Source organism: Phytohabitans houttuyneae, assembly GCF_011764425.1.
Lineage (GTDB): Bacteria > Actinomycetota > Actinomycetes > Mycobacteriales > Micromonosporaceae > Phytohabitans > Phytohabitans houttuyneae.
On the sequence record NZ_BLPF01000001.1, the window covers coordinates 3,649,860 to 3,675,297 of the forward strand.

Below are 25,438 nucleotides of genomic sequence, written 5' to 3' on the forward strand. Positions count from 1 at the left end.
ACACGTCGCGTAGGGACGTGAAACCGTGTCGTAAACAAGCATGCCTGAGCAGACCGGCGCGCGTCGAGTGGCGTTTGCCGCAACTATCGCGACACGCCGACTCAATACGGTGATCCGGGTCGCCGTGTCGCTGATCAGCGGCTCAGAACCGCAGGTCGGGCGGCGCGACGACCGTGACCCCGGGCACCCGCTGACCTTACGCCATCCGGCTAGACTGGCGCGTCGTGGGCCGGAGTGCCGCCTTTTTTGACCTGGACAAGACGGTGATCGCGAAGTCGAGCGCGTTGGCGTTCGGCCGGCCCTTCTACCGGGACGGGCTGATCACCCGGCGCGACGTCGTCAAGTCGGCCTATGCGCAGCTGATGTTCCGGCTGGGCGGCACCGACGAGCAGAGCATGGCTCGCACCCGGGACTACCTCGCCGAGCTGTGCAAAGGCTGGCAGGTCGACCAGGTCCGCCAGATCGTCACCGAGACGCTGCACGAGCTGATCAACCCGTACGTGTACGCGGAGGCGGCCGCGCTGATCGAGGAGCACCAGGCGGCCGGGCGGGACATCGTGCTGGTCTCGGCCTCGGGCGAGGAGATCGTCCGGCCGATCGGCGAGCTGCTGGGCATCACCGACGTGATCGCCACGCGGATGACGATCGAGGACGGGCGGTACAACGGGCAGGTCGAGTTCTACGCGGCCGGGCCGAGCAAGGCGGCCGCGGTGACCGAGATGGCCAAGGAACGGGGCTACGACCTGGACGAGTCGTACGCGTACTCCGACTCGATCAGCGACGCCCCACTGCTGGAGGTGGTCGGCCACCCCACCGTGGTCAACCCCGACCGCCTGCTGCGCCGCCTCGCGACCGAAAACGCCTGGCCGGTGCTGGAGTTTCGGCACCCGATCCCGCTGGGCCGGCGGCTGCGGGAGCGCCCGGCCGTCCCGGTGGCCGCGGCCGCGATCGGCGTGGGTGTCGGCGTCGCAATCGGCATCGCCTGGTACGGGCGGCATCGCAAGACGCGCACCAAGCACGCCGGGGGTACGACCCAGTAGTCACCCACCGTCACACAATCTTGCAGAGGGCTAGCGATCAAGGCAGGAGCGGCGTAGAACAAGGGGTGCGGACCTCGCTACGCGGGCTCCGTGCACGGCCACCGGGCACCCACGCGCGACCAGCCGCGGCAGGCGCGTTGCGGCGGGACCGCAAGGACCGCTGACAACGACTTTGGAGGTGCACGCTTGGTAACCCGGCTGGACGTGTGGTGACGGCGCCTCTTCTTGAGGCGCCGTCCACGTGTCAGGGGGCCGGTTGCTAAGCGGGGGCCAGGCGGAGCGCGGCGGCGTGCCGCTCACGCAGGTCGTGGTAGACCGCGCGAAACGCGCCCGGCTGGTTGTGGAAGTCGACACCCTGCGCCCACAGCGACGTCGGCACCTCGGTGCCATCGGCCCGCTCGATCAGCACTGTCATGCCGCTGGGGATCTGCAGCCGCCCGATGCGGTGCGCCGCCTCGTGCAGGCGGATGCGCTCCACGCTGCGCCAGGAGACCGTGCGGGAGCGGAACAGGCCGCGCACCCGCACGCCGTACTCACTGACGTAGACACCCATCCGTGCGATCCGCCAGCAGCCCAGCGCCCACAGCGCGGCGAGGCCGAGGCCGAGTGCGAGGACCCGCGGGCCGCCCAGCTCGAAGAGCTCGACGGTGCTCCAGCCAAAGATCGCGAGTGCGGCGAGCTCCCAGACCATGATCAGGCGACGGCCTGGGCCGGGAGCATAGGGTCGCAGCCATCGAAAGCTCACCCGCCAAGGGTAGGGCCTATCCAGCGGACCCTGTAGGGCCATGCTGGTCCGGACGACGACAGGGATTTGTGGTGATCGGGATAGTGCGGGCCTCGCCCCGCGCGAACGCCAAACAGCGACAGGGTCCCCATGCCGGGCCACGCCGAGCACAGAAGACAACCACCGGCGCCCGACGCAAGGCCACACACAACACCGGCCGCAACCCGCGCGAAGACCCGCGCGCACGTCCGGACGACGACAGGGACCTCTTGGTGATCGGGATTGTGAGTCCGGGCGCGATGGGCGCCGGCCTTGGTGGTGCGCTGCGGCATGGGGCGCGCGGGTGGTGACGACGCTCGACGGCCGTTCGGAGCGGTCCGGCCGGCTCGCCGCGGCCGCGGGCTGGAGCTGCTAGGCAGCCTCGATGACGTGGTCGCCGCGGCGCGGGTCGTCCTCGTCGTCACACCACCGGGCGCGGCCCGGGACGCCGCGCGGGACATTGCCGACGCGGCTCGGCGCACCGGAGCTCGGCCGCTGGTCGCCGATCTCAACGCTGTCGCACCCACCACCGTCGCGTCGATCGAGGCCACGCTGGCCGAGGCGGGTCTCGACCTGGTCGACGGGTCGATCTCGGGGCCTCCGCCGGGTGTACGGCCCGGTGCCCGCGTCTACCTGTCCGGGGCGCGGGCGGGCGAGGTCGCCGCCCTGCCCTGGCGCGACGTGCGGCCGATCCTGCTGGCGGGGCCGAACGGGCGGGCGAGCGCGGTCAAGATGTCCACCGCGAGTGTCTACAAGGGAGTGACGGCGGTCGTCGCCCAGGCGCTGCGGGCGGCGGACTTTCACGGTGTACTCGATGAGGTCCTTGCGGATCTTGGTGAGACGGCCGATCCGGGCGCGATTGCGGTGGCCGCGACGAAGGCCGCCCGGTTTGTCGCTGAAATGCGGGAGATCTCCTCGGCGCAGGGTGCGGCCGGGCTGACCCCGGCGCTCTTCGAGGCGTTCGCCGAGGTGTACGCGGAGATCGCCGCCACCGACCTCGCCGCCGGCCACCCGGAGGACACCCCGCGGGACGTGCCGGCGGCCGAGGTGGTGCGGCGGCTCAGGAGGCGGTAGCGGAGGCGGCGTCCTCGAGGTCCTCGGCCGCCACCTCGACCGCCTGGGTGTAGTGGCGCAGCCAGGCGCGCAGGCCGTCGGGCGTGCCGGTGGCGAAGGCGTTGGCCGCGCCCACGTACTCGGGCTCGCGCGCCAGGTGACCCACGTCGACGGCGAGCAGGCCGCGCGGGTCGAAGCCGCTGGAGATCAGCGTGAGCCGTGCGGCCGCTCGCGCCACCACGCCGGACGGGCCGGCGAACGGGCGGATTGCGAGCAGTTCACCGTGCACGACCGCGGCAAGCACCAGCGGCGACACGCTGCTGCCGCGGGTGACCAGGTCCATCAGCGCGTCCAGGCGAGGGCCGGGCGCGGACGGGCGGCCCAGCGCGGCCTCGTCCACCACGTCACGCGCGGCGAGCACGTGCAAACGGGCCAGCGCCTGCCGTGGCGCGTTCGACCACCGCTCCGCCAGGCCACCCAGCGCCCCCGCGACGCGCAGCGCTCCCTGCACCACCGGGTCGGTCACCGTGCCCGCGCGGACGGACTCGCGCTCATACGGGTACCCCTCCAAGGCGGCGCTGGCCACCGCGGACCGGAGGCTGACCTCGGCCGCCACCTGCCCTCCCTGGCGGCGCAGTGCGCGGTGCCGCATGGCGGCGTCGGCGCGGTCGCGCGCGGACGCCACCGCCTCGTGCACGCCGGCGAGGTCGGCAAGGGGTGCGAGCGGGTCAGCCATGGTCGCCAACGGTAGTCGGCGTGACCGGGAGTGCGCGAAACGTGCGCAGGACTGTTCGTAACAGGCTCGAAACGGCAAGATATGCGCAGGCGCTCCCGGCCGCCGCAACGATCGCCACGCTTGGCGATCGATCCAACCCGTGCGGCGGTGGCTGGACGGTGCCCGGATTAACCTCACAACGGAAACCGAGACTGACATCACACCCCGCAGGAGGAGCCGACCCCATGAGCGAGACCTTGGAGAACCTGCTGCAGGAGAACCGCCAATTTCCGCCACCCGAGGCGCTCGCCGCCAGCGCCAATGTCACCGCGGCCGCGTACGACGAGGCGGCTGCCGACCGGCTCGCCTTCTGGGAGGCGCAGGCGCGCCGGCTGAGCTGGGCGACGCCGTGGGAGACCGTGCTGGACTGGTCGAACCCGCCGTTCGCGAAGTGGTTCGTGGGCGGCAAGCTCAACGTGGCCTACAACTGCGTCGACCGGCACGTCGAGGCGGGCCTGGGCAGCAAGGTCGCGATCCACTGGGAGGGCGAGCCGGGCGACACGCGCACGATCACGTACGCGGACCTGCACCGCGCGGTCTGCCAGGCCGCCAACGCCCTCACCGACCTCGGCGTGACGGCCGGTGACCGGGTGGCGATCTACATGCCGATGATCCCGGAGGCGGCCGTCGCGATGCTCGCTTGCGCGCGGATCGGCGCCACGCACAGTGTGGTGTTCGGCGGCTTCTCGGTCGACGCCCTGTCCGGCCGCATCCAGGATGCCAGCGCCAAGCTGGTGATCACGGCGGACGGCGGCTACCGGCGCGGCAAGCCCTCCGGGCTGAAGGCGATCGTGGACGAGGCGGTCGCCCAGTGCCCGACGATCGAGCACGTGCTGGTCGTTCGCCGCACCGGCCAGGACGTGGCGTGGGGCGAAAAAGACCTGTGGTGGCACGACACCGTGGAGCAGGCCAGCGCCGAGCACGAGGCGCAGCCGTTCGACGCCGAGCACCCGCTGTTCATCCTCTACACCTCGGGCACCACGGCGAAGCCCAAGGGCATCCTGCACACCACCGGCGGCTACCTCACCCAGGTCAGCTACACCCACTGGGCGGTCTTCGACCTCAAGCCGTACACCGACGTCTTCTGGTGCACGGCGGACGTCGGCTGGGTGACCGGCCACTCGTACATCGTGTACGGGCCGCTCTCCAACGGCGCCACGCAGATCATGTACGAGGGCACGCCGGACACGCCGCACAAGGGCCGCTTCTGGGAGCTGGTGGAGAAGTACCGCGCCACGATCGTCTACACCGCGCCCACACTCATCCGCACGATGATGAAGTGGGGCGAGGACATCCCCGCCAAGTTCGACCTCTCGTCGCTGCGGCTGCTGGGCAGCGTGGGTGAGCCGATCAACCCGAGGCCTGGATGTGGTACCGCAAGTTCATCGGCCGCGACGCCTGCCCGGTGGTCGACACCTGGTGGCAGACCGAGACCGGCGGCATCATGATCTCGCCGCTGCCGGGCGTGACCGCCGCCAAGCCTGGCTCGGCGATGACACCGTTGCCGGGCATCAGCGCGGACGTGGTCGACGACCAGGGCCAGTCGGTGCCGAACGGCGGCGGCGGGTACCTCGTGCTGCGCGAGCCGTGGCCCTCGATGCTGCGCACGATCTGGGGCGACGACCAGCGTTTCATCGACACGTACTGGTCGCGCTTCGACGGCATGTACTTCGCCGGTGACGGCGCCAAGCGCGACAGCGACGGCCACCTGTGGCTGCTCGGCCGGGTCGACGACGTGATGCTGGTCTCCGGCCACAACATCTCGACCACCGAGGTGGAGTCCGCGCTGGTCAGCCACCCGAGCGTGGCTGAGGCGGCCGTCGTGGGTGCGACCGACCCGACCACCGGGCAGGCGATCGTGGCGTTCACGATCCCGCGCGGCCACGTCGACAGCGAGGGCGAGGCCGGCGAGGCGCTCATCGCGGAGCTGCGCAACCACGTCGCGAAGACGCTCGGCCCGATCGCGAAGCCGCGCCAGATCATGCTGGTACCGGAGCTGCCGAAGACCCGCTCCGGGAAGATCATGCGGCGGCTGCTGCGCGACGTGGCCGAAAACAGGTCGCTCGGCGATGTCACCACGCTGCAGGACTCGACGGTCATGGACCTGATCGCGTCCGGCATGAAGAGTGGAAAAGACGAGGACTGACGCGCCGCTCAAGGCGCGATAGGACCAAAGAAATATGGGCGGGCCCCACGCGGGCCCGCCCATCTTTTTATGACATAACGGGCGCAGGCATTGAACAGGTGACCCGAAAACTCTTCCCACCGTGCACTCAACTGTTTAGGTTTCTCACTGGCCCCAAACGTTTGGGCCACCCCCATACGGACGTCGCCCGCCACAAACCCCGTGGCCTCGCCGCGTCCTACAAACCGGAGGTACCACTCGTGCGTAAAGTCATGGTGGGCCTGCTCACCGTGTCGCTCGCCTCGGGCATGGGCATTTCGCTCGGCCCGTCGGCGCTGGCGGCACCGCCGGCAGATTCGCCCGCCGCGGCCCCGTCGAAGGCTGAACAGCCTCGACGTGACGATCTCCCCAACCCCCTTGAAGACAAGCGGCGCGAGCTTCGCGAGCAGGGCCTGACCAGTGTCCTCAACGGACAGGCGAAGCCCGAGGCGCGCAATGGCAGCACCGTGGTCAAGGTCGGCCAGTCGGATGGCACCGGGCCGCTGGCCAAGAAGAGCGGCAAGAACGGCAAGAAGGACCAGTACGTCGAGCTGGCGCGCGAAAAGACCGACCGGATCTTCGTGATCCTGGCTGAGTTCGGCAACGAGCGGCACCCGGACTACCCGGACGTCGACAGTGACCCGGACGTGCCCGGCCCGCAGCGCTTCGACGGCCCGCTCCGCAACGAGATCCCCGAGCCCGACCGCGCGGTCGACAACTCGACGATCTGGCAGGCGGACTACAACCGCGAGCACTACGAGCAGCTGTACTTCGGCACCGGCAAGGGTGTGGAGTCGGTCAAGACCTACTACGAGGCGCAGTCCTCGGGCCGGTACAGCGTCGACGGTGAGGTCACCGACTGGGTGAAGGTCCGCTACAACGAGGCCCGGTACGGCCGCGACCTCTGCGACGCCTGCGACGGCCGCAACCCGTGGAACCTCGTGCAGGACGCCGCCAACCAGTGGGTCGCCGACCAGAAGGCCGCCGGCCGCACCGACGCCGAGATCGCGGCGGACGTGAAGGCGTTCGACCAGTGGGACCGCTACGACCACGACGGCGACGGCAACTTCAACGAGTCCGACGGGTACATCGACCACTTCCAGATCGTCCACGCGGGCGGCGACGAGGCGGACGGCGACCCGTGGCAGGGCGAGGACGCCGTCTGGAGCCACCGCTGGTACGCCTTCGTCGACCAGGCCGGCATCACCGGTCCCGCGACGAACCCGCTCGGCGGCGCCCAGATCGGCAACACCGGCATCTGGATCGGTGACTACACCGTCCAGCCGGAAAACGGCGGCCTGAGCGTCTTCGTGCACGAGTACGGGCACGACCTCGGCCTGCCGGACGACTACAACGTGCTCAACGGTGGCGACAACAACAACGAGCACTGGACCCTGATGGCGCAGAGCCGCCTGAGCGGCAAGGGTGAGCCGATCGGCACCCGCCCCGGCGACCTGGGTGCGTGGAACAAGCTCCAGCTCGGCTGGCTCGACTACGAGACCGTGGTGGCCGGGCAGCAGCGGACGCTCAACCTGGGTCCACAGGAGTACAACAGCGCCAAGGCGCAAGCCGTGGTGGTGGTGCTGCCCAAACGGCCGCGGACCATCAACAACGGCGCGCCGGCCGAGGGGCAGAAGCAATGGTTCTCGGGCAATGACGACGACCTGCGCAACACCCTCACCGCGCCGGTCAACCTCACCGGCAAGTCGGCGGCGGCGCTGACCGCGAAGGTGCGGTACGGCATCGAGGCCGGCTACGACTATCTCTACATCGAGGCGTCGGAAAACGGCACGGCCTGGACGCCGCTGGGCGGCACGGTCGACGGGCACGCCTTCAGCAAGGACAGCGCGGGCCGGCCGGCGATCGACGGCCGCAGCACCGGCTTCGCCGAGCAGAAGTGGGTCGACCTGTCGGTGCCGCTCAACGCGTACGCGGGCAAGGCGATCCAGCTGCGCTTCCGGTACGTGACGGACGGCGGCACGGCGTGGGGCGGCTTCTACGGTGACGCGATCACGGTGACCGCCGACGGCGCCACCGTGCTGAGCGACGGCGCGGAGGGCAACGGCCCGTTCGTGGCCGACGGCTTCACCGCGCTGCCCGGCTCGGAGGTCCGCTACTTCGACAACTACTACATCGCCGGTCACCGGTCGTACGTCCAGTACGACAAGTACCTCAAGACCGGTCCGTACTTCTTCGGGTACTCGTCGAAGCCGGACTTTGTCGACCACTACGCGTACCAGCAGGGCCTGCTCGTCTCCTACTGGGACACGTTCTACAACGACAACGACACGTTCGAGCACCCCGGCGAGGGGCGCAACATGATCATCGATGCGCACCCGCGCCCGTTCTACCGGATCGACGGCCTGCCGTGGCGGGCCCGGGTCCAGGTGTACGACGCGCCGTTCAGCCTCACCAAGGCTGACTCGTTCACGCTCCACGTGGCCGACAAGCCGTCGTACATCCGCGGTCAGGACGCGCAGCCGCTGTTCGACGACACCAAGCAGTACTGGTTCGAGGAGCTGCCGAACCACGGCGTCAAGCTGCCGGCGGTCGGTGTGAAGATCCGCGTGGTGTCGGTTGACGGCACCGCGATGAAGATCCGCATCTCCTAGTTAGGTTCCCCGACGGGGCCCGGCTCATCGAGCCGGGCCCCGTCGCATTGTTGGAACCCGCGCGCGACGCCCGACGTCTGAATGGAGTGGCTTTGCGGAAACTTGTGACACTAGTGGCCATCGTCGCACTGGCCGGGTGCGCTGGTGAGCAGGTCGGAGACGAGGGCGTGCCTCCCTTGAGCTCGCCCACTCCCCCCACGGCTGGGCCGCCCACCGCGCTGCCGCAGTCGCCGAGCGACCCCCGGCCGCCGAAGGACGTGCTGGTGGGGCGGGTCACCCGGGCGGCAGCGGCCCCTGCTTCGGCATGGAGACCGACGAGGGCAAGCAGTACGCGCTCTACAGCACCGAGACGCTCCAGCTCGAGGTCGGCCAGACGATCCGGGTCGAATGGGCGCCGCTACGCCTGAAAATCAACTGCGGCGCCGGCGAGCACGTCAGCGCCCTGAAGATCAGCCGAGTCGGGTAAAGCCGAACTTGTTGCCGCACGGCGGCCCTTCAGCCAGCCCGAACCGGCGCTCGTCGAGGTCGAGCAGCACCGAGTAGACCGTCTCGGACTGCTCCAGCGGCTCGTCCCGCTCGTCCACGTGGCGGCAGATCGCCATCGGGTAGCCGCCGTGGTCGCGGAGCACCGCCTTGAGGTCGTCCTCGTCCACCTTGCGCCCCGTGCGGCCGTCCATGATCCCGCCGAGCAGCCGCCGGGCGCGGGCACCGCGGAAGAGCGAGGCGCCGCCGAAGTCCCGCTGCCGATCGCGTACCGGCAGCGCCGACTCGATGTGGTTGGCGTGCGTGATGAACCCGTCGAGCGGGTGCAGCCAGCCGAGGTCGCCGGGCACCACCTCGACGTCGATGATCTCCCCGCCGTACTCGCCCGCCTTGCCGGCCTGCCCCAGTAGCAGGTTGAGCGACGCGCCGCGGGGCGTGCGCGCGGCGACGCGGAGGGCGGCGCCGAGGTGGTCGGACTCCAGTACCGCGCGGAGCAGCACGTGGTACGGCACCAGGCCGGGACGCGGCCCGTCGCGGTCCGAGCCGAGCATGTTGAGGCACACGCCGAGGCCGGCCGAGTTGAGCCCCGCCTTGGCCAGCATGCCCGCCTCGGCGAGCGTGATGACCTCGAAGCCGTGCTCGTCGCGCGTCTGGAGCACGATCATGGCCTCGCGCTGCGCCGGGTGCCAGTCCCAGTTTTGCGCGAGCAACGTGTTTCCGCTGGTGGTGTGCGTGTCGAGCACGCCGATCGAGGTGCAGCCGCCGTCGCTGTCGTGCGGCGTGCCGTAGATCAACTCGGTGCGGCCGTTGAGCGCGTACAGCTCCTCCGCGTTTGCCCCCGCCCCCTCGGCCACCCCGTCGAGCATCGCCGCCACGCGCGGCAGCACCTCGATGGAGGCGCGGCGGAAGGTGGCCCCGGCGGCCCGTACGGCGGTGGTGTCCAGTCCCGCCTGGTCGCGGAAGCGCTGCAGGTAGAGACGCACGTTTGCGGCGATGAGCGGGGCGGCCGCGGCACCGTAAGCGGCGCCACACTCAGCCGGCGTGCCGGACACGGAGATCACTGAAATCGGCAGGGTCACCACTCGACCGTAACGGCGTCGCAAGGCCGCTGGCACGGCCGGACCGTACGCTGACGGCATGGATGATTCTTGCGTCCTGGTGGACGGGCCTTGGACGCACCGTTTCGTGGGAGCTAACGGCACCCGTTTTCATGCCGTCGAGGCGGGCACCGGGCCGCTGGTGCTCCTCCTGCACGGCTTTCCGGAGTTCTGGTGGGCCTGGCACGACCTGCTGCCGGGCATCGCCGACGCCGGCTTCCGCGCGGTCGCGGTCGACATCCGGGGGTACGGGGCGAGCGACAAGCCCCCGCGCGGCTACGACGGCTACACGATGGCCGCCGACATCACCGGCCTGATCCGGGCGCTCGGCGAGCGTTCCGCGGTGATCGTGGGCACCGGCTTCGGCGGCATGCTCGGCTGGACCGCCGCTGCCTTCCACCCCAGGATGGTGCGGCGCCTCGTCGTCCTCGGCGCCCCCCACCCGCTGCGGCTGCGGGCCGCGCTGTTCGCCGACCCGCGGGGCAGTTCTCCGCGTCGGCGACGACGCTCAAGTTTCAGATCCCGCGCTACGAGCACGCGCTCACCAAGGACGACGCCGCGCTCGTCGGCACGTTCCTGCGCCGGTGCGCCGGGCCGGCGTGGGTTGCCAGCGCCGAATACCCGGACTACGAGCGGCGCTGCCGTGACGCGATGCAGATCCCTCAGGCGGCGTTCTGCGCGCTGGAGGCGTACCGGTGGGCCTTCCGGTCGGTGCTGCGCCTGCACGGCTACCGCTTCGTGAAGGCCCTCCAGAAGCCGCTGGTCACGCCCACGCTGCAGCTGCACGGCGCGCAGGACAAGGCGATCCTGCCGCGCACGGCGCAGGGCTCGGGTCGCTACGTGATCGCGCAGTACGAGTGGCGCCTGCTCGACGGCGTCGGCCACTTTCCGCACGTCGAGGCGCCGGAACTGGTGCTGGGCGAAGTGCTCCGCTGGGCCAAGTCGTAACGCCGGCCCCCGAGGTCTCCTAGACGCGGTGCTCGCGCAGGTCGGTCACCTCGTTGGCCGGGGCCCAGCCCTGGTAGACGCCGAAGTCGAACTCCTCAAGCCCCAGCGCCTGCGCCACCGGCCAGCGGCCGCCCGTGTACTCCACGCGCAGCCACGTGTCGTGCTCGGCCAGCACGATGAACGGCTCGCCCTTCCACGAGCAGGTGGTGCGCACGTACGCCACGTCTTCGAGCTCGGCGACCGGGAGCACGCGCACGAAGCGGCCGGGGCGCACCTGCTCGAAGTCGTCGCCCGGGCCCGGCTGGTAGAGGCGCATGTTTTCGCCGTCGGGACTTGCTTCGTACTCGCGGCCGCGCCAGCGGGCCACGTAGCCGTCGCGCATCATTCTTCGCCCACCTTCCGCCAGGTGGGTGCGTCGGCGTCGAGGAGCGCGACAAGCTTTTCACTGCCGTCCGCGGTGATCCGCCACAGCTGTGCGCCGTGCGGCAGGCGAGCACTGTCCACTTTGAACTCAGCGATCACGTCGCCGCTCTCGCTCGGCGCGAACCCGTTGCCCCGGAAGGGCGCCCGCTCGATGACCCAGCCCTCCATCGCGCGCATGGCCGGCTCGTTCTGCCCGCCGTACGGAATGCGGTAGAGGCTGGGCCGGTAGGCCGGCCACCGCAGCACGTAGATCTCGTCGGCGTCGCGCTTGAACGCCGAACCCATGTAGCTGAGGCCCAGCGCCGCGTACACCTTCGCGGGCGTGTCGAGGTGAGCGACCTCGTTGGCCCGGTGGACCAGGCCGGAGACGCGGTCGTACCCCCGCTCCAGGTAGTAGTCGACCTGGCTGGGAGCCACCGCCTTCTGCATGAGCGTCGGCTGGCTGGGGTCCGGCGTCGCGCTCTTCTTGATCGGGCGGGACGCCGGCTCGATCTCCTCGGTGTCGCCGCCCAGCCCGACGTCGGTCGCCCAGTTGGCCAGGGCGAGGATCTGCGCGCCCGGCAGCTTGGCGCCGACCGGCGTGCTGGGGTTGACCGCGAACGACCAGGTCGCGTCCGGCCACGCCTTGATGAGCTGCATGAACTTGACGTCGATCGTCTCGATCGTCTCGCCGAGGTGGTCGCGGAGCCGGTCGATGGAGGTGAAGACCACCACGTACGGCTCGGCGTCGATCGTCTCGGTCAGCCAGGCAAACCCGGGCTCGCCCGGCCGCGTGCCGTCGGCCGAGACCGGAGACACCGGGAGGAGCACCTTGGCCAGCAGCAGCGTGGAGAGGAAGGTGTCGGTGCTCCCCTCGGCCGCGGCGGCCAGCAGGCTCTTTTCCACGTCGTTGGCCGGCTTGAAGTCGACCGGCGGCGGCTGCGGCTGCTGCTGTCCCGCCGGCGCCATCTCCCGCTGCGGCGGCGCGCTCGCCGTGCTCGCTTCCCACGGTCGCGCGGGTGCTTCGGCGCCACCCGACTCCCACGGCCGCGTGGGTGCCTCGACACCGCCCGACTCCCACGGCTGGGTCGCGGTGCCCTCGCTGCCCGGATCCCACGCCTCGGTCGGCGTGCCCGTGCTGCTCGGCTCCCACGGCTGTGTCGGCGTGCCCGTGGTGCTCGGATCCCACGCCTGGGTCGGTGCGCCCGCGGCGGCCGCCTGGTCGGGAGCCTGGGTCGCGGGCGGCGTGTCCCACGGCCGGGGTGCGGCCGGGCCGGTGCCGGCGCCCGTGCCGTTGCTGGGAGGCGCGCTCACTGGCGGCGCGCTGATGGGCGGCGCCGCGCTGGCTGCCTGCGGTGCTCCGGGGCTGATTGGCGGGAGGTTGGCCCCAATGGGTCCGAGCGGAATGGCCGGGCCGCTGCCCGCCACCCGCTTGGGAAGCCCACCACTGCCAGCCGCGCCGCCACTCAGCCCCGCGGGCTGGTCCGGCACGGGCACCGGCGGCGGAGGCGCCGCCGCGAACGGCGAGATCCCGCCCGCCGGCTGGTCCGGCACAGGAACCGGCGGCGGAGGGGCAGCCGCGAGCGGCGAAATCGTGCCCGCGGGCTGGTCCGGCACGGGCACCGGGGGCGGAGGGGCCGCCGCGAGCGGCGAGATCGCGCTGGCGGGTGGTCCACCTGCCGGGCCGCGGCTTGCTGGATGTCCGTCTGCTTGGGCCGGCGACCGGTAGCCAACGAAGCTGGCGGGGCTGCTGGGTGTGCCTCCCGTGCCCGCATGCGCGGCGGTGCCGGCCTCGCCCTGGCGTGCGGCGCTCAGCCCGCTCTCGCCAGCCGGGCCGAAGCCACGCTGCCCGGCATCGCCCGCGCCTGGGCCGCCCTGCTCCGCGCCACGGCGGAAGCCGCCGAACGCCGAAGCGCCGGACCCACCGAAGCCACCCTGATCATCACCACCACCACGGCGCAGACCGCCGAAGGGCGCGCTTTGGTCCTCACCACGGCTCGGACCGCCGAGGCCGCCCTGACGCGCGGCACCGGGGTCACCCTGGCCAGCCGCATCCGAGCCCAGCCCGCCAAAGCCGCCGGGACCACCTTGCCCCGGCGCGCCCGAGCCTGGCCCGCCGAAGCTGCCGGGACCGCCCTGGCCCGCCGCACCCGAACCCGAGCCGCCAAAACCACCGGGACCGCCCTGGCCCGCAGCACCCGAATCCGGACCGCCAAAACCACCGTGCCCCGGCGCGCCTGAGCCTGGCCCGCCAAAACCACCTTGGCCCTGCGCACCCGAGCCCGGACCGCCAAAACCACCGGGACCGCCCTGGCCCGGCGCGCCCGAGCCGGAGCCGGCGCGGGCGAAGCCTGGGCCGCTGCCGCCGTCGAAGGCGCTCGCACCCGCGGTGGAAGCGCCTGCCTCGGCCAGCCGGCCCGGGCGTGCGCCCGCAAGATCTTCTCCTCCAGGACCGCCCTGCTGCTCCGGCTCTCGCGAGCCGCTAGGAGCCTGCGCCGCCAAACCACCCGGGCCGGCGGCCGCGAGGCCACCTCGGGCGGGCGTCGCCAGGCCGGCAGGGCCCGGCGTGGACAAGCCGGCGGGACTGGGCGCGGAAAGGCCGCCGCTGCCGGCCGGGCTCGTCGGCACCGGACCGGGTGCGGGGCTGGTGGGCTCGGCGCCGGGCGGCGCGATGCGGCCGGGCACGACGGCGGTGGCGCGAGCACGGGCGACCGAGTCGGCCTTTTCGAGGCGGGCGCGGGCGCCCATCGAACGGCCGGGCAGCCGCACGTCACCGCGGGCCAGCTGGGTCACGAACCACGCGGGCAGATAGCCCTCGATGGGCAGGCCCGGGTTGACGGCTAGCCACCACTCGAGGTTGGGCCAGGCGGAGGCCAGCTCCTGATATGCCATGCGGCGCGCGGAGCCAGCGTTTTCCGCCAAGCACGCCTGGAGCGCAATGCCGGACGTGAATGCGAGCACGTGCGTGCGCCCGCTCGTGGTCCACGTGCCCCAACCAACCGGCGCCTGGCCGGAGATCGAGTCAGCGGAGACCGGCAAGAGCAACTCAGTGCGTGCGAGAACCCGGAAGTACTCCTCCTGATCGCCGCCACGCAGCGCCTCTCGCATGGCAGCCTCGGCCTCGGTGGCCGGCTCCCATTCGGTCACGGCCACCTCCTTTCCACCGAACAGGCCACATGCATCGCGTACAACCTACAAGGTAAGAGCAAGATCACAATGGCCGGCTTGTATCGGACCCACCTGCTGGACACCGGCGCGGCCACGTCTCTCCCCCGCACGTGGCGCGACCGGCCGGCAGGCCGGTCCCAGCGCCGGCCAAACCGACTCAAAAGGCAGACTCGCTCTCTAGAAGCGGCCGGCGGCGCGGCGCTCGGTGTCGTGGTAGTCGGCGGCGCTCTCGTCGACCGCGACCTTGATCTCGCGCAGGATCGCCTGCAGGTCGCCGGAAGCCCGCCGCCAAGTGGCCTGCCGCGCGTCATACGCCTCGCGGGCCGCGCCCTCCCACGAGGCGACCAGCGGCGCCGCATCGCGCTCGAGCTGGCCCAGGTGTGCGTCGAGATGGCCGAGCGCTCGCTGGATGTCGGCGCTGGCCTGGTGCAGGGCCGCGAAGTTGACCACCAGCCGGATGTCACTCATCAGACAACTCCCTCCGGTCAGAGCGGCAGCTCGATGCCGCGGTGGGTGGCCGCCAGCCGGCCGGCGGCCTGGTCGTCGGCCGCGCCGTAGCCCCGGCCCGCCGCCCGCAGCGCCGACGCGGTCTCGGCCAGCGTGCGCTGGATGGCCGCCTGGTCGTCGGCCCACTGGGACTTGACCTGCTCGAACGAGCGCCCGCCCGCGCCCTGCCACGCCTCGCGCAGCACCTCGAGCTGGCCCATCAGCGCCTTGAGCATCGCGTCAAGGTCGCGACCGACCTGGTCGAACTTTGCCGCGGTGCCCTCCAGCACCCCGGCCTCGGCAGCGGTGCGCTCCATCGGCCACCCCCTATCGCTTCGACGAGGACGCCACCGACCGTAGCGGCCCGACCACTCGATCGACAGACCCTGTGGATAAACCGGGTCAGTCGGCGAGCGGAGCGCGCGCCACCGCGGGATCCAGGCGCGCCCCTCGGGCAGCAGCTCGACCACGGACGCGGGAAGGGGCAGGGGACGGACCTCGCCGTACCCCAGAAGGGCCGGCACCTCCCGGTCGGACATTGCGTGCCGCCGCCCCGGTCGGAGATCAGGTGGACGGTGCCGCCGGCCTCGACGAGCGCCGCGCCACCCGGTGGCACGACCACGCCAGTGCGGGGCACGGACGCGCCGACCCGCACAATCTCGCCGGGCGCGGCGGCGCACACCGTCGCGGCGGGTGCGGCAAGCGGAGGCGTGGTCGGCGGCAGACCGGCCGAGTCGATCGCGGCCAGGTGCACCAGATCGGCGTATTCACCCTGCCCCAGCCGCACCGGCTCGCGCTGGTCGAGGTCGGTCAGCAGCAGGTCGGCCTGGAGCTGGGTGACCGGGGCCAGGCCGCGGGGCAGCGCCACCGCGTACTGCCGGCCGCCGCCCTGCGACTCGGTGACGAACACATCGCCCACCACCGCGTCCGGCACCGCCGTCGCGCCGCCCACCCCCTCGATCGGGACGCGGGCGAGCGCGGGGCCGCGCGGCAGCGCGGCGAGCAGGGCCGGCGCCACCTCGGTCGGGCGCTCCGCGGTCCAGCCGAGGGCGGACAGCACCAGGTCGCGGTCGCGGAGCAGGTGACGGCGCTGGTGCAGCACCAGGTGCAGCTCGCCGCCCGCGCGGACCAGCAGCCCCTGCTCGGCCAGCGACGCGCCACCCTCCGCGGCGGCGCCGACCAGGACCGCGGGCCCGTCCGACGTGGAACAGACGGTCCACGCCGCGGTGCTCAACCGCCGCGGGTCGGGCACCGAATCGGGGGCGCCTTCGATGCCCAGCGGCGCGCCCCTGGGCAGCTCCTCGATCGACCGCTGCGACACCAGCACCGTCTGCGGGCCCGGCCCGAGCACGAGCAGTGCCGACACGTGGTTGGGCACCGGGTGCAGCGTGCCGTCGCGGTAGACGAGGCGGGCGCCGCTCTCCTTCTCCACCAGCACGGCCGGGCCGTCACCCCAGCGCGGCGCGGCGGTCTCGACCACCATCCCGTACAGCGCGACAGCGCCGATCGCGATGGCCGCGACGAGCACGCTCGCCACCGTGGCGCCGGCCGCGCGGGGAAAGGGTGAGCGGCCCGGATCGGGGTCGCGCAGCACCAGGGCGGCCACGACGCGCTGGAGGAGGAACTGGTGCGAATGGAGCTGATCCTGACGGGACGTCAATGCGCACCCCCGGAGACCACGTGCTCACCACACGCTAGCGCCCCCATATGTTGATCGCTGTCCCTTAATATCGCCGGCCATGGGCATCCTCATCCGGCTTGCGATCAGCGCCATCGCGCTGTGGATCACTACGGTCATCGTTCCCGGGATCACGCTCTCCACCGACTCGATCGGTGAGGCGGTCCTCACACTGGTGGTCGTCGCCGTGATCTTCGGCGTCGTCAACGCCGTGCTCCGGCCGATCATCAAGACCGTCGGCTGCGCGTTCTACGTACTCACGCTCGGCCTCGTGGCGATCGTCGTCAACGGCGCGCTCTTCCTCCTGACCAGCTGGATCGCGGGCGAGCTGGACCTGCCCTTCCACGTGGACGACTTCTGGCCCAGCGCCGTCGTGGGCGCGCTCCTGGTCGGCATCGCGAGCTGGGTACTCAACGCTCTGGTCGGTGACAAGGACTGACCACGGGCTGGGAATTGGCCGGCGACCAGGACGGATCACCGCGATAGCGTCGGAGGCGTGCCGACGATCATGCATCCCGACGGGTACGTCTTCTCGCCCGATCCGGCCCTGGTCGACGCCGACCTCGTCTACACCTGGCTCTCCACCGATGCGTACTGGGCGATCGGCCGCCCGCGCGACATGGTCGACAAGTCGTTCGCCGGCTCCCAGCTGTTCGGCGTCTACCGGCCGGAGCACGACGGCGGGCAGCAGGTGGCCTTCGCCCGCGCGGTGACCGACGGTGCCACGTTCGCGTGGCTGTGCGACGTCTACGTCGAGCCGGCAGCGCGCGGCCGCGGGCTGGGCACCTGGATGGTCGAGCAGGTGCGCGAGGAGCTGGCTCACCGCGGGGTACGCCGCATCCTGCTCGCCACGAACGACGCGCACGGGGTGTACGCAAAGATCGGCTTCACTCCGCTGGCCGACCCGACCCTCTGGATGGAGTACCGCCGTCCACAGGTCTCGCAGTGAGCGAGCTGAAGCGCGGCTACCTGTTCGGCATCGTCGCGTACTGCCTGTGGGGTTTCTTCCCGCTCTACATCCGGATGTTGCGGCCCGCCGGCGCCGTCGAGATCCTGGCCCACCGGGTGGTGTGGTCGGTGGCGTTCGTGGCGCTGGTGTTGACCGTGGTGCGGCGGTGGCCGTTCCTACGCGAGGTGGCCCGCCGCCCCGGCAAGCTCGCCGGCATCAGCCTCGCCTCCGCGCTCATCGCGATCAACTGGGGCATGTACATCTTCGGCGTCAACACCGAGCGCGTGGTGGAGACGGCCCTCGGCTACTTCATCGGCCCACTGGTCATGGTGCTGCTCGGCGTCGTCGTGCTCCGCGAGCGGCTCAACGCGGCCCAGTGGACGGCGGTCGGCATCGGCACGGCCGCGGTGGCGGTACTGACGATCGACTACGGCCGCCTGCCCTACATCGCGCTCACGCTGGCCGGCAGCTTCGGCGCGTACAGCCTCGTCAAGAAGCGCCTCGCGCTCCCGGCGGCCGAGGGCCTGTTCGTCGAGTCGGCGGTGCTCGGCATGCCCGCGCTGGCGTACCTGGCCTGGCTGACCGTGCACGGCGACTCCACGTTCGGCCACGGGGGCGGGCACACCGCGCTGCTGGTGCTGGCGGGTGCGGCCACCGCCACCCCGCTGCTGCTCTTCGCCGGCGCGGCCAACCGCATCCCGATGACCGGTATCGGCATCCTGCAGTACATCGCGCCGATCCTGCAGCTCGGCTGCGGCGTGCTGATCTTCCACGAGCCGATGCCACCGGCCCGGCTCGCGGGGTTCGCGCTGGTGTGGCTCGCCCTCATCGTGTTCACCGTCGACGGGCTGCGCACGAGCCGCCGCCGCGCCGCGGAGCGCGACCGGGAGCCGGTGCTCGCCGCCTGAGGGGCCGCTACGGGACCTTGTACTCCAGCAGCGGCGTGCCGTCCTTCTTGGTGAGCGCCAGCCGCGCCAGCTCGCCCGGCGCGAAGCTCGTCATCGCGGTGAAAGCGACGTCGGCACCCGGAGACACCGCCCACGAGCCGATCGCTTCCATCTCGCCCTCGGAGTTCCACGCGTACAGCCGATACGTGTAGGACTTGCTCCCACCGCTGTGCGTCGGGTACGCGCAGTGCATGGTGATCTCGGTGCCGAACCTCGTCGGCGTGAGGCCCACCTCCGCGGTGACCGGGATGTCGCCGACGACCGACTTCATCGCGACCATGCGCGGCTTGACCGGTGCGGGCGTGGTGGCCTGCGCCACCGGCGGCGGCTGCGTGCCCGCCGAGCTGCCGTCGCGGAGGATGCCCGCGCCGAAGCCGGCGAAGAGCGCGAGGCAGGCGGCGGTGAGCACCGAGCCGGCGGTACGCCACCGGCGCGTGGCCCGCTCCTTGCGGCGCGCCTGGGAGACGGCCGAGAGCAGGTCGGGCATGCGCGACTCGGAGGAGGGCGCCGACGCGATCTGCTCCAGCCCGGCCGGGTCGAGCCTCCCCAGCAGACCCGGCAGCACGGCCACGTCACCGACCGCCTCGCGGCAGGTGGGGCAGCCGGCGAGATGGCGCTCGTACGACGCGCGCTCGCTCGGGGACAGGGCGCCGAGGACGTAGGCACCGCTGTCGTACGCGTAGTCGCACCTCATCTCGTCACCCCCATCTCCTCCAGAACCAGGCGCAGTGAACGCAGCGCATAGTGCGTGCGGGACTTGACCGTGCCCGGCGGAACGCCGAGCCGGGTGGACGCTTCCGCGACCGAACGACCTTCGTAGAAGCACTCCACGAGCACCTCACGGTGCGACGCGGAGAGCCGCCCGAGTGCCTCGGCAACGGTCCACGCCTCTACCGCCCGGTCTGCCTCGTCCACCGCGGGCGGCGGCTCGGGAAGCTCGTCCGTGACGATCTCCCCGACCCGGGCGGCGCGCCGCCGCCACGCGTCGATTGCAAGGTTGCGCGCGGTGGTGAACAACCATGCCCGCACCGAGCCGCGTTGCGGATCGAGTGCCTCCGGATGACGCCACGCGCGCAGCAGCGTCTCCTGCACAAGGTCCTCGGCTCGTTGCCGGTCGCCCCCGGCCAGCCGGAGTGCGTGAGCGAAAAGCGCGTCGCCGTGCTCGTCCTGCAACGCGCGCAGCAACTGGGCATCCTGGTCGGTCAAGCCACCCCGGCCTCCTCTCGAACTGTCTTACGCAGGGATCGGCCGGACGGTTCACTCTTTGCCGCCGGCCGCGGTGTTCATTTGCCGTTCACACAGGGTCTGAGCAGCGCTCATGGGCTGCTCCTAGCGTCCGGCACGCGTGCTCTCGACCGCGGCCAGAGGTCGGCGCGGCCCTCCCGAGCACGCATCAACCAGCGAGGAGGCTCTTCTACATGAGCGAGCGACCGCGATTGCTTCCGATACTTGGGCAGAACCACACCGGACGCAGCGCGATGACCTGCATGTACCGCTGTGGCAACGCGTGTGACCACCCTGTGCCGAACGAGTCGGACAACCCGTACTTCGGCGACGTCGTCCAGGCCGAGGTCAGCCGCCGCGGCGTCGTGCGGGCAGGTGCCGTCGGCGCCCTCGTGCTCGGCTTCGCGGGCGCGGGTGCGGCGGCGGCAACCCCGGCGCTGGCCGCGCCGGGTGGCAGCGGTGCGGCGCCGGACCTGGACGCCGCCACGGCCCGCCACGGCGGTGCCCCGAAGGCGCTCACGTTCAGCACCATCCCGCCGAACCGGCTCGACAACTTCGTCGTGCCGAACGGGTACGACCACTCGGTCGTCCTGCGCTGGGGCGACCCGGTGGAGCCCGACGCGCCGGAGTTCCGGCTGGACCGCCAGTCGGCGTACGCACAGTCGAAGCAGTTCGGCTACAACAACGACTTCGTCGCAGTGCTGCCGCTCGACAAGCGGGGTGACCGCGCCCTCCTGGTGGTCAACCACGAGTACACGAACGAAAACCTGATGTTCCCGGGCTTCACCAGCCTGGACGCGCTGTCGGTCGAGCAGCTGCGGGTGGCCATCGCGGCGCACGGCCTCTCGGTCGTGGAGCTGGAGCGGGTCGGCGAGTCCGGCCAGTGGAAGCCGGTCAGCCGCGGCGCCCGCCGGTACAACCGGCGGATCACGGCGCTCGCCACCCGGTTCGACCTCACCGGTCCGGCCGCCGGCTCGGCGTTCCTGAAGACCGCCGCGGACCCGCGGGGCAAGACGGTGATCGGCACGCTCAACAACTGCGCCGGCGGCGTGACGCCGTGGGGCACGATCCTGAGCGGCGAGGAAAACTTCAACCAGTACTTCGTCGGCGGCGACGGCGTGCCGGAGGCCGACAAGCCCAGGCTCGCCCGCTACGGCATCAGCACCAGCGCCCGCTACCCGGCCGACAGCCGCAAGTGGGACCGTGCCGACGAGCGGTTCGACCTCACCCGGCACCCCAACGAGGCGAACCGCTTCGGCTGGATCGTCGAGCTCGACCCCTTCGACCCGGACGCCAAGCCGCGCAAGCACACCGCCATGGGCCGCTTCAAGCACGAGGGCGCCAACGTCATCGTCGCCCGCAGCGGGCACGTCGCGGCGTACATGGGTGACGACGAGCGCTTCGACTACCTGTACAAGTTCGTGACGGACAAGAAGTTCAAGAAGGGCGGCTCGTGGCAGGACCGCGAGCACAACCTGACGCTCCTGGAGTCCGGCACGCTGTACGTCGCCAAGCTCGACTACACCAGCGCCAGCGAGATCGACGGCTCGGGCAAGCTCCCGTCGGACGGCGCCTTCAACGGCACCGGCCGGTGGATCCCGCTGGTGCGGGGCGACAAGTCGTTCGTGACTGGCATGACCGCCGCCGAGGTGCTCACGTTCACCCGCCTCGCCGGCGACGCGGTGGGCGCGACCAAGATGGACCGTCCCGAGGACGTCGAGCCCAACCCGGTCAACGGCAAGATCTACGTGGCCCTGACCAACAACACCAACCGGGGCACCGGCACCAACCCCAAGGCGGACGAGGCCAACCCGCGTACGGCCAACCGCCACGGGCACATCCTCGAGCTGACCGAGGACCGGGGCGACCACACCAGCGAGGCGTTCACCTGGTCGGTGCCGATCGTCTGCGGCGACCCGGCGGACCCGGCCACCTACTTCGCCGGGTACGACAAGACCAAGGTCTCGCCGATCTCCTGCCCGGACAACGTGGCCTTCGACGGCGCCGGCAACCTGTGGATCTCCACGGATGGCAACGCGCTGGGCACCAACGACGGCCTCTTCGCGACGCCGGTCGAGGGCCCGGAGCGCGGCCACCTCAAGCAGTTCCTCACGGTGCCGTTCGGCGCCGAGACCTGCGGCCCGTTCATCACCACCGACAACAAGTCGGTCTTCGTCGCGGTGCAGCACCCCGGCGAGATCTCCGGGGCCTCGATCGAGGCCCCGGCCTCCACGTGGCCTGACGGCGACTACGCCAAGCCGGGCGTGGTCGTCACCTGGCGGCTGGACGGCAAGCCCGTCGGCAGCTGACAGGCTCGTTTCAGGGGCGTCTCCGTGTGTCGGCGGAGGCGCCCCTCCGCCTGTCCGGCCCCGACCGACATGACGCTGGCCCGGGGGCCTGGCCGAGGGTGTGGGCGAGCTTCACCCAGGGCCTGCGGCCGGCCCGCTCCCGCGCCGAGGCTGAGCATGCCCAACCAGAGCGGCCCACTCGATCTAGGGACCTTTCGGCGCCAGGGTGGGGTGCGATCGTAGGAGCCGTTTCAGAAGATCCAATTCGATACAGATCCGGGCTACCGCGACGTCCGTCGTGGTCCGGACCGTTGCTCCCGCGGCCTCACCCTCCGCGGCAGCCCAGCTCACCCCGCTCCCGCAGATCTTCCACCTGTCTGATTCTCCCTGCCCGTGCTTCTGCGGACCTTTCGAGGCGGGAGTGAGCAAGTCCCCCCGCAGTTCGGCGCCGTCGTCGCAGTCTGTGACTGTCGATCAAGTGGGTCGGTGTGAGCTTCGAAATCTTGGTGAGTAAGCGCGTTATTTCGACGCTAACTTGCCAAGATCTGCCGGAGCGATCCCGACTGACGTGCCGCTGCATCCGACGGATGGTCGCTGACGGTAGTAAAGCTCTCCCCGACGTGCCGCATCGGTCCGTGACTGTCGCTCAGGAGCAGGCCCTTGGGGTTGAGCCTCGCGACCGCGGAGGGTGAGGCCGCGGGAACGCACCCCAAGAAAACGCTTCGCCGCGATCCACGTTTCCCCGGGCCCGCGCGACGGTCCGGACTACGACGCACATCGGGGCAGCTCACATCTCGTTCGCGTTGGGTTTCCCAGACGACGACCGGCGGCGCCGGTTTGAGCAGATCTGTCGCGCGGTTGGGCGACGCCCGGCCGCGGTTGGGCTTGTCGCGCGGGCCTGGCAGCGGAGGTCGGGGAATTCGGCGAGCCCTGGCGAGCCGCCGACCTGCGCGGTCTCCGGCGGGAGCGACGGACCGCCGCTGACGCGGACCCGGGAAATGGTCTGGAGATCGTCAGGCGTCGGCGGCGATCGCGTCGGAGAGCTCCTTGGCGACGGCGGCCAGGCGGTTGCGCACCACGCGGGCGGTGGTCATCAGCTCGGCGGCCGGCATCGCGCAGGCCAGCACGATCCGGCGCTCCATGTCCTTGTCGGTGCTGACGAGCACGGCCGCGCACCCGACGCCCTGCCGGTACTGCCCCATCTCCAGCTGCATCCCCCGCCGGTCGCCCGCGGCCAGGTCGGCCTCGAACGCCTCCGGCGTGGTGAGGGTCTGTACGGTGAACGACCGCATCCCCCACTCCTTGAGGTACCGGAAGCGCTGATCGGGCGTCAGCGTGGACAGCAGGGCCTTTCCGAGCGCGGTGGCGTGGGCGCCGTCGTCGAAGCCGGGGACGAGATCCTCCAGGTACGGCGAGCGGGGGCCCTCCGCCGAAGCGGTGATCGCCACGCGGCCGCCCACGAACCGGCCGACGTAGTGGCTGTAGCCGGTCTCCATCGCGGCGCGCCGCAGCGACTCGCCCACCGACGACGGCCCGCGGAACGCCGCCACGAGCTCGCGGTAGCGGTCGGCCACCTCGAGGCCCACGATGTACGTCCCGTCTTCGCGTCGGATCACATAGCCCTCGTAGGCCAGCGTGCGCACGAGGTGGTAAGTCGTGGCAACCGTCAGCTCGCACCGCCGGGCGATCTGCTTCACCGTCAGGCCCCGGGGCGCCCTGCCGACTGCCTCCAAGACACGCAGCGCACGCGAGACGCTACGGATCAGATCCGAAGGTTCCGCCAAGGGGTCGCGCACAACCACCTCCGCCGGCCGGGGACTTACACCATATGAAAAACCGCCCGATAACGAAATGCCCATTCGGATCGAAGGCATCGGATGTACGGCGACCGTCGGTGGGCGTAGCACCACGTTGCGTTGGTTTACCCCGTTCTTCGGGGCTTATGTCCACATTCGATCTTCATGTTTTGCAGATGGAATTTTTCTCGCGCGCACATGCGACACCCGCCCGTTCGGTCGCCTGTCATCGCCCAGCCCGGAGCCGGCAGGCGGATGATCACCTCAAGCCGGCCGCAGCCGCCACCGTCCGCCGCGCGGTGACTTTCGACTCCCGTTTCGACAGGGCGGCGCTCCGGCCGTGCCCGCAAAACGACGCATCGGCGATGGCACATGCGTCGTTACGGGACCGCCGGAGAGTGATCTGCGCCACGCAAATTGCTTCAAAGAAATTGCGGAAACTTGGCCCCGTCCGGCCTGTTGATCATCGCCACGCGGGTCTCACCGCGCCCCGGCCGGCGCTGCGCGTGCCGCGGCCGGCGGTCAGTTGGTGCGGTCGGCGATGAAGTCGCAGAGGGACTCCAGCGCCCGCTTCGGCGCGCCGTCCGGCAGCGGCGAGAGGCGGTAGCGGGCGTCCTCCGCGTACGTGCGGACGGTCTCGCGGGCGCGCTTGAGAGCCGGCGACTCGCGCAGCAGGCCCAGCGCCTCGGCGTGCAGGGCGTCGTCGGTGACCGGGCCAGCCGCGAGGATCTCGCGCAGGCGGGTCGACGCGGCGTCGGCGTCGTCGGAGGCCTGTGCGTAGAGCACCGGGAGCGTGGGCACGCCCTCGCGCAGGTCGGTGCCGGGCGTCTTGCCGGACTGGTCGGAGTCGGAGGCGATGTCGAGCAGGTCGTCGGAGAGCTGGAAGGCCACGCCGATCGTCTCGCCGTACCCCGCCAACGCCTCGATGTGCTCGGGCGCCGCCCCGCCGAACATGCCGCCGAAGCGGGCGGACGTGGCGATCAGCGACCCGGTCTTTTCGGAGATGACCTCCAGGTAGTGGGCCACCGGGTCCTCGTCGCGGGGACCGACCGTCTCGGCGATCTGGCCGTGCACCAGCCGGGCGAACGTGCGGGCCTGCAGCCGCACCGCCTCGGGGCCCAGCTCGGCGGCGATGTCCGCGGCGCGGGCGAAGAGGTAGTCGCCGACCAGGATGGCGACCGAGTTGGTCCAGCGCGAGTTGGCGCTCTGGGCACCCCGGCGCACGGACGCCTCGTCCATCACGTCGTCGTGGTAGAGGGTGGCCAGGTGGGTCAGCTCCATCACCACCGCGGCCGGCACCACGAGCGGCGCGCCCGGATCGCCGAAGTGGGCGCCCAGCGCCACGACGAGCGGCCGGAAACGCTTGCCGCCGGCGTCGACGAGGTGGCGTGCCGCCTCTGTGACGAACGGGTCCGCGCTCTTGACGCCGACCCTCAGCTCTTCCTCGACCACGGCCAGTGTCTGCCGCACGGCGGCTTCGAGAGCGGGATCGACAAAATCGAGCCCGATCGACGTTAATCCGCCCGTACCCTGCGCCCCGCCCACGAGCCAACGATGCCACACCG

Annotated in this window: 22 protein-coding genes and 3 pseudogenes; 12 read left to right on the forward strand and 13 right to left on the reverse strand. The window is 71.3% G+C overall.

What is annotated here, in order from left to right; translation table 11 throughout:
• The first annotated feature begins 224 nt into the window (after positions 1-224).
• Positions 225-1,040: an HAD family hydrolase gene (locus tag Phou_RS16295; protein WP_173056806.1), complete on the forward strand. Its 816-nt coding sequence runs from the start codon at positions 225-227 to the stop codon at positions 1,038-1,040.
• A gap of 259 nt (positions 1,041-1,299) precedes the next feature.
• On the opposite strand, the gene Phou_RS16300 is transcribed toward Phou_RS16295, so the two are convergent.
• Positions 1,300-1,731, reverse strand: a complete 432-nt coding sequence (locus Phou_RS16300) for a PH domain-containing protein (RefSeq protein ID WP_246273587.1) — start codon at positions 1,729-1,731, stop codon at positions 1,300-1,302.
• Positions 1,732-2,094: 363 nt separating this feature from the next.
• On the opposite strand from Phou_RS16300, the gene Phou_RS16305 reads away from it, so the two are divergent.
• Positions 2,095-2,877, forward strand: coding sequence for a DUF1932 domain-containing protein (locus Phou_RS16305; RefSeq protein WP_246273588.1), 783 nt, complete (start codon positions 2,095-2,097; stop codon positions 2,875-2,877).
• On the opposite strand, the gene Phou_RS16310 is transcribed toward Phou_RS16305, so the two are convergent.
• Positions 2,864-3,592, reverse strand: coding sequence for a Fic family protein (locus Phou_RS16310; protein ID WP_173056808.1), 729 nt, complete (start codon positions 3,590-3,592; stop codon positions 2,864-2,866). The genes Phou_RS16305 and Phou_RS16310 overlap by 14 nt on opposite strands.
• Positions 3,593-3,816: 224 nt before the next feature.
• Here Phou_RS16310 and acs point away from each other — a divergent pair.
• The 3 genes and pseudogenes from acs (at position 3,817) to Phou_RS16325 (ending at position 8,873) form a co-directional block, all read left to right on the forward strand.
• Positions 3,817-5,777, forward strand: a pseudogene (gene acs / locus Phou_RS16315) (acetate--CoA ligase).
• A gap of 254 nt (positions 5,778-6,031) precedes the next feature.
• Complete coding sequence (locus Phou_RS16320; protein ID WP_173058445.1) at positions 6,032-8,407, forward strand: immune inhibitor A domain-containing protein; 2,376 nt, start codon at positions 6,032-6,034, stop codon at positions 8,405-8,407.
• A 304-nt stretch (positions 8,408-8,711) separates the two neighbouring features.
• Positions 8,712-8,873, forward strand: coding sequence for a hypothetical protein (locus Phou_RS16325; RefSeq protein WP_173056809.1), 162 nt, complete (start codon positions 8,712-8,714; stop codon positions 8,871-8,873).
• On the opposite strand, the gene Phou_RS16330 is transcribed toward Phou_RS16325, so the two are convergent.
• Positions 8,857-9,969 (reverse strand): C45 family autoproteolytic acyltransferase/hydrolase, encoded by a 1,113-nt coding sequence (locus Phou_RS16330; RefSeq protein WP_173056810.1) that lies wholly within the window; start codon positions 9,967-9,969, stop codon positions 8,857-8,859. The genes Phou_RS16325 and Phou_RS16330 overlap by 17 nt on opposite strands.
• A gap of 58 nt (positions 9,970-10,027) precedes the next feature.
• On the opposite strand from Phou_RS16330, the gene Phou_RS16335 reads away from it, so the two are divergent.
• Positions 10,028-10,729: an alpha/beta fold hydrolase gene (locus Phou_RS16335; RefSeq protein ID WP_371872130.1), complete on the forward strand. Its 702-nt coding sequence runs from the start codon at positions 10,028-10,030 to the stop codon at positions 10,727-10,729.
• The gene (locus Phou_RS55510; protein ID WP_371872131.1) at positions 10,639-10,935 is read left to right on the forward strand and encodes an alpha/beta fold hydrolase; all 297 of its coding nucleotides are present in this window, start codon (positions 10,639-10,641) and stop codon (positions 10,933-10,935) included. The genes Phou_RS16335 and Phou_RS55510 overlap by 91 nt, the downstream gene beginning before the upstream one ends.
• 19 nt (positions 10,936-10,954) lie before the next feature.
• Here the strand turns inward: Phou_RS55510 and Phou_RS16340 are convergent, their stop codons facing one another.
• Positions 10,955-11,320, reverse strand: coding sequence for a UCP033725 family protein (locus Phou_RS16340; protein WP_173056811.1), 366 nt, complete (start codon positions 11,318-11,320; stop codon positions 10,955-10,957).
• Positions 11,317-12,435: pseudogene (locus tag Phou_RS16345) on the reverse strand (SseB family protein); the annotation flags it as partial. The pseudogene Phou_RS16345 and the gene Phou_RS16340, both read right to left, overlap by 4 nt.
• Positions 12,436-13,110: 675 nt before the next feature.
• Here Phou_RS16345 and Phou_RS16350 point away from each other — a divergent pair.
• The gene (locus Phou_RS16350) at positions 13,111-13,578 is read left to right on the forward strand and encodes a hypothetical protein (RefSeq protein ID WP_173052350.1); all 468 of its coding nucleotides are present in this window, start codon (positions 13,111-13,113) and stop codon (positions 13,576-13,578) included.
• 479 nt (positions 13,579-14,057) lie between these two features.
• Here the strand turns inward: Phou_RS16350 and Phou_RS56050 are convergent.
• From Phou_RS56050 to eccB, 4 genes and pseudogenes are all read right to left on the reverse strand, one after another.
• Positions 14,058-14,484, reverse strand: a pseudogene (locus Phou_RS56050) (SseB family protein); the annotation flags it as partial.
• 198 nt (positions 14,485-14,682) lie between these two features.
• Positions 14,683-14,973 carry a WXG100 family type VII secretion target gene (locus tag Phou_RS16360; protein WP_173056812.1) on the reverse strand — a complete coding sequence of 97 codons (291 nt, stop codon included), beginning with the start codon at positions 14,971-14,973 and terminating at the stop codon, positions 14,683-14,685.
• A 17-nt stretch (positions 14,974-14,990) separates the two neighbouring features.
• Complete coding sequence (locus Phou_RS16365; RefSeq protein ID WP_173058449.1) at positions 14,991-15,308, reverse strand: WXG100 family type VII secretion target; 318 nt, start codon at positions 15,306-15,308, stop codon at positions 14,991-14,993.
• Entirely contained in the window at positions 15,212-16,651 is a 1,440-nt protein-coding gene (eccB, locus tag Phou_RS16370; protein WP_371872132.1) for a type VII secretion protein EccB, read from the reverse strand. The genes Phou_RS16365 and eccB overlap by 97 nt, the downstream gene beginning before the upstream one ends.
• Before the next feature lie 79 nt (positions 16,652-16,730).
• Here eccB and Phou_RS16375 point away from each other — a divergent pair, with 79 nt between their 5' ends.
• The 3 genes from Phou_RS16375 (at position 16,731) to rarD (ending at position 18,526) form a co-directional block, all read left to right on the forward strand.
• The gene (locus Phou_RS16375; protein ID WP_173056813.1) at positions 16,731-17,108 is read left to right on the forward strand and encodes a phage holin family protein; all 378 of its coding nucleotides are present in this window, start codon (positions 16,731-16,733) and stop codon (positions 17,106-17,108) included.
• Between the two features lie 69 nt (positions 17,109-17,177).
• A complete protein-coding gene (locus tag Phou_RS16380; RefSeq protein ID WP_173058451.1) occupies positions 17,178-17,618 on the forward strand; it encodes a GNAT family N-acetyltransferase in 441 nt (146 codons plus the stop codon).
• A complete protein-coding gene (gene rarD / locus Phou_RS16385; protein WP_173056814.1) occupies positions 17,615-18,526 on the forward strand; it encodes an EamA family transporter RarD in 912 nt (303 codons plus the stop codon). The genes Phou_RS16380 and rarD overlap by 4 nt, the downstream gene beginning before the upstream one ends.
• Before the next feature lie 7 nt (positions 18,527-18,533).
• On the opposite strand, the gene Phou_RS16390 is transcribed toward rarD, so the two are convergent.
• Together Phou_RS16390 and Phou_RS16395 are read right to left on the reverse strand one after the other, a co-directional pair.
• Positions 18,534-19,259, reverse strand: a complete 726-nt coding sequence (locus tag Phou_RS16390) for an anti-sigma factor family protein (protein ID WP_173056815.1) — start codon at positions 19,257-19,259, stop codon at positions 18,534-18,536.
• Positions 19,256-19,750, reverse strand: a complete 495-nt coding sequence (locus tag Phou_RS16395; RefSeq protein ID WP_232072776.1) for a sigma-70 family RNA polymerase sigma factor — start codon at positions 19,748-19,750, stop codon at positions 19,256-19,258. The genes Phou_RS16390 and Phou_RS16395 overlap by 4 nt, the downstream gene beginning before the upstream one ends.
• A 233-nt stretch (positions 19,751-19,983) precedes the next feature.
• Between Phou_RS16395 and Phou_RS16400 the strand changes: the two genes are divergently transcribed.
• Positions 19,984-22,098 (forward strand): PhoX family protein, encoded by a 2,115-nt coding sequence (locus Phou_RS16400; RefSeq protein WP_173056816.1) that lies wholly within the window; start codon positions 19,984-19,986, stop codon positions 22,096-22,098.
• A 992-nt stretch (positions 22,099-23,090) separates the two neighbouring features.
• Here Phou_RS16400 and Phou_RS16405 read toward each other — a convergent pair.
• Complete coding sequence (locus Phou_RS16405; RefSeq protein ID WP_173056817.1) at positions 23,091-23,873, reverse strand: IclR family transcriptional regulator; 783 nt, start codon at positions 23,871-23,873, stop codon at positions 23,091-23,093.
• Positions 23,874-24,395: 522 nt separating this feature from the next.
• Complete coding sequence (locus Phou_RS16410) at positions 24,396-25,382, reverse strand: polyprenyl synthetase family protein (RefSeq protein ID WP_246273794.1); 987 nt, start codon at positions 25,380-25,382, stop codon at positions 24,396-24,398.
• Positions 25,383-25,438: the final 56 nt, after the last annotated feature.

Coding starts and splice junctions, on each gene's coding strand:
- Phou_RS16305 (WP_246273588.1), top strand. CDS start 2,095: ATGGGGCGCGCGGGTGGTGACGACGCTCGACGGCCGTTCGGAGCGGTC.
- Phou_RS16300 (WP_246273587.1), bottom strand. CDS start 1,731: ATGGTCTGGGAGCTCGCCGCACTCGCGATCTTTGGCTGGAGCACCGTC.
- Phou_RS16325 (WP_173056809.1), top strand. CDS start 8,712: ATGGAGACCGACGAGGGCAAGCAGTACGCGCTCTACAGCACCGAGACG.
- Phou_RS55510 (WP_371872131.1), top strand. CDS start 10,639: ATGCAGATCCCTCAGGCGGCGTTCTGCGCGCTGGAGGCGTACCGGTGG.
- Phou_RS16360 (WP_173056812.1), bottom strand. CDS start 14,973: ATGAGTGACATCCGGCTGGTGGTCAACTTCGCGGCCCTGCACCAGGCC.
- Phou_RS16310 (WP_173056808.1), bottom strand. CDS start 3,592: ATGGCTGACCCGCTCGCACCCCTTGCCGACCTCGCCGGCGTGCACGAG.
- Phou_RS16375 (WP_173056813.1), top strand. CDS start 16,731: ATGGGCATCCTCATCCGGCTTGCGATCAGCGCCATCGCGCTGTGGATC.
- Phou_RS16400 (WP_173056816.1), top strand. CDS start 19,984: ATGAGCGAGCGACCGCGATTGCTTCCGATACTTGGGCAGAACCACACC.
- Phou_RS16335 (WP_371872130.1), top strand. CDS start 10,028: ATGGATGATTCTTGCGTCCTGGTGGACGGGCCTTGGACGCACCGTTTC.
- Phou_RS16340 (WP_173056811.1), bottom strand. CDS start 11,320: ATGATGCGCGACGGCTACGTGGCCCGCTGGCGCGGCCGCGAGTACGAA.
- Phou_RS16350 (WP_173052350.1), top strand. CDS start 13,111: ATGCGCGGCGGTGCCGGCCTCGCCCTGGCGTGCGGCGCTCAGCCCGCT.
- Phou_RS16365 (WP_173058449.1), bottom strand. CDS start 15,308: ATGGAGCGCACCGCTGCCGAGGCCGGGGTGCTGGAGGGCACCGCGGCA.
- Phou_RS16380 (WP_173058451.1), top strand. CDS start 17,178: ATGCATCCCGACGGGTACGTCTTCTCGCCCGATCCGGCCCTGGTCGAC.
- Phou_RS16390 (WP_173056815.1), bottom strand. CDS start 19,259: ATGAGGTGCGACTACGCGTACGACAGCGGTGCCTACGTCCTCGGCGCC.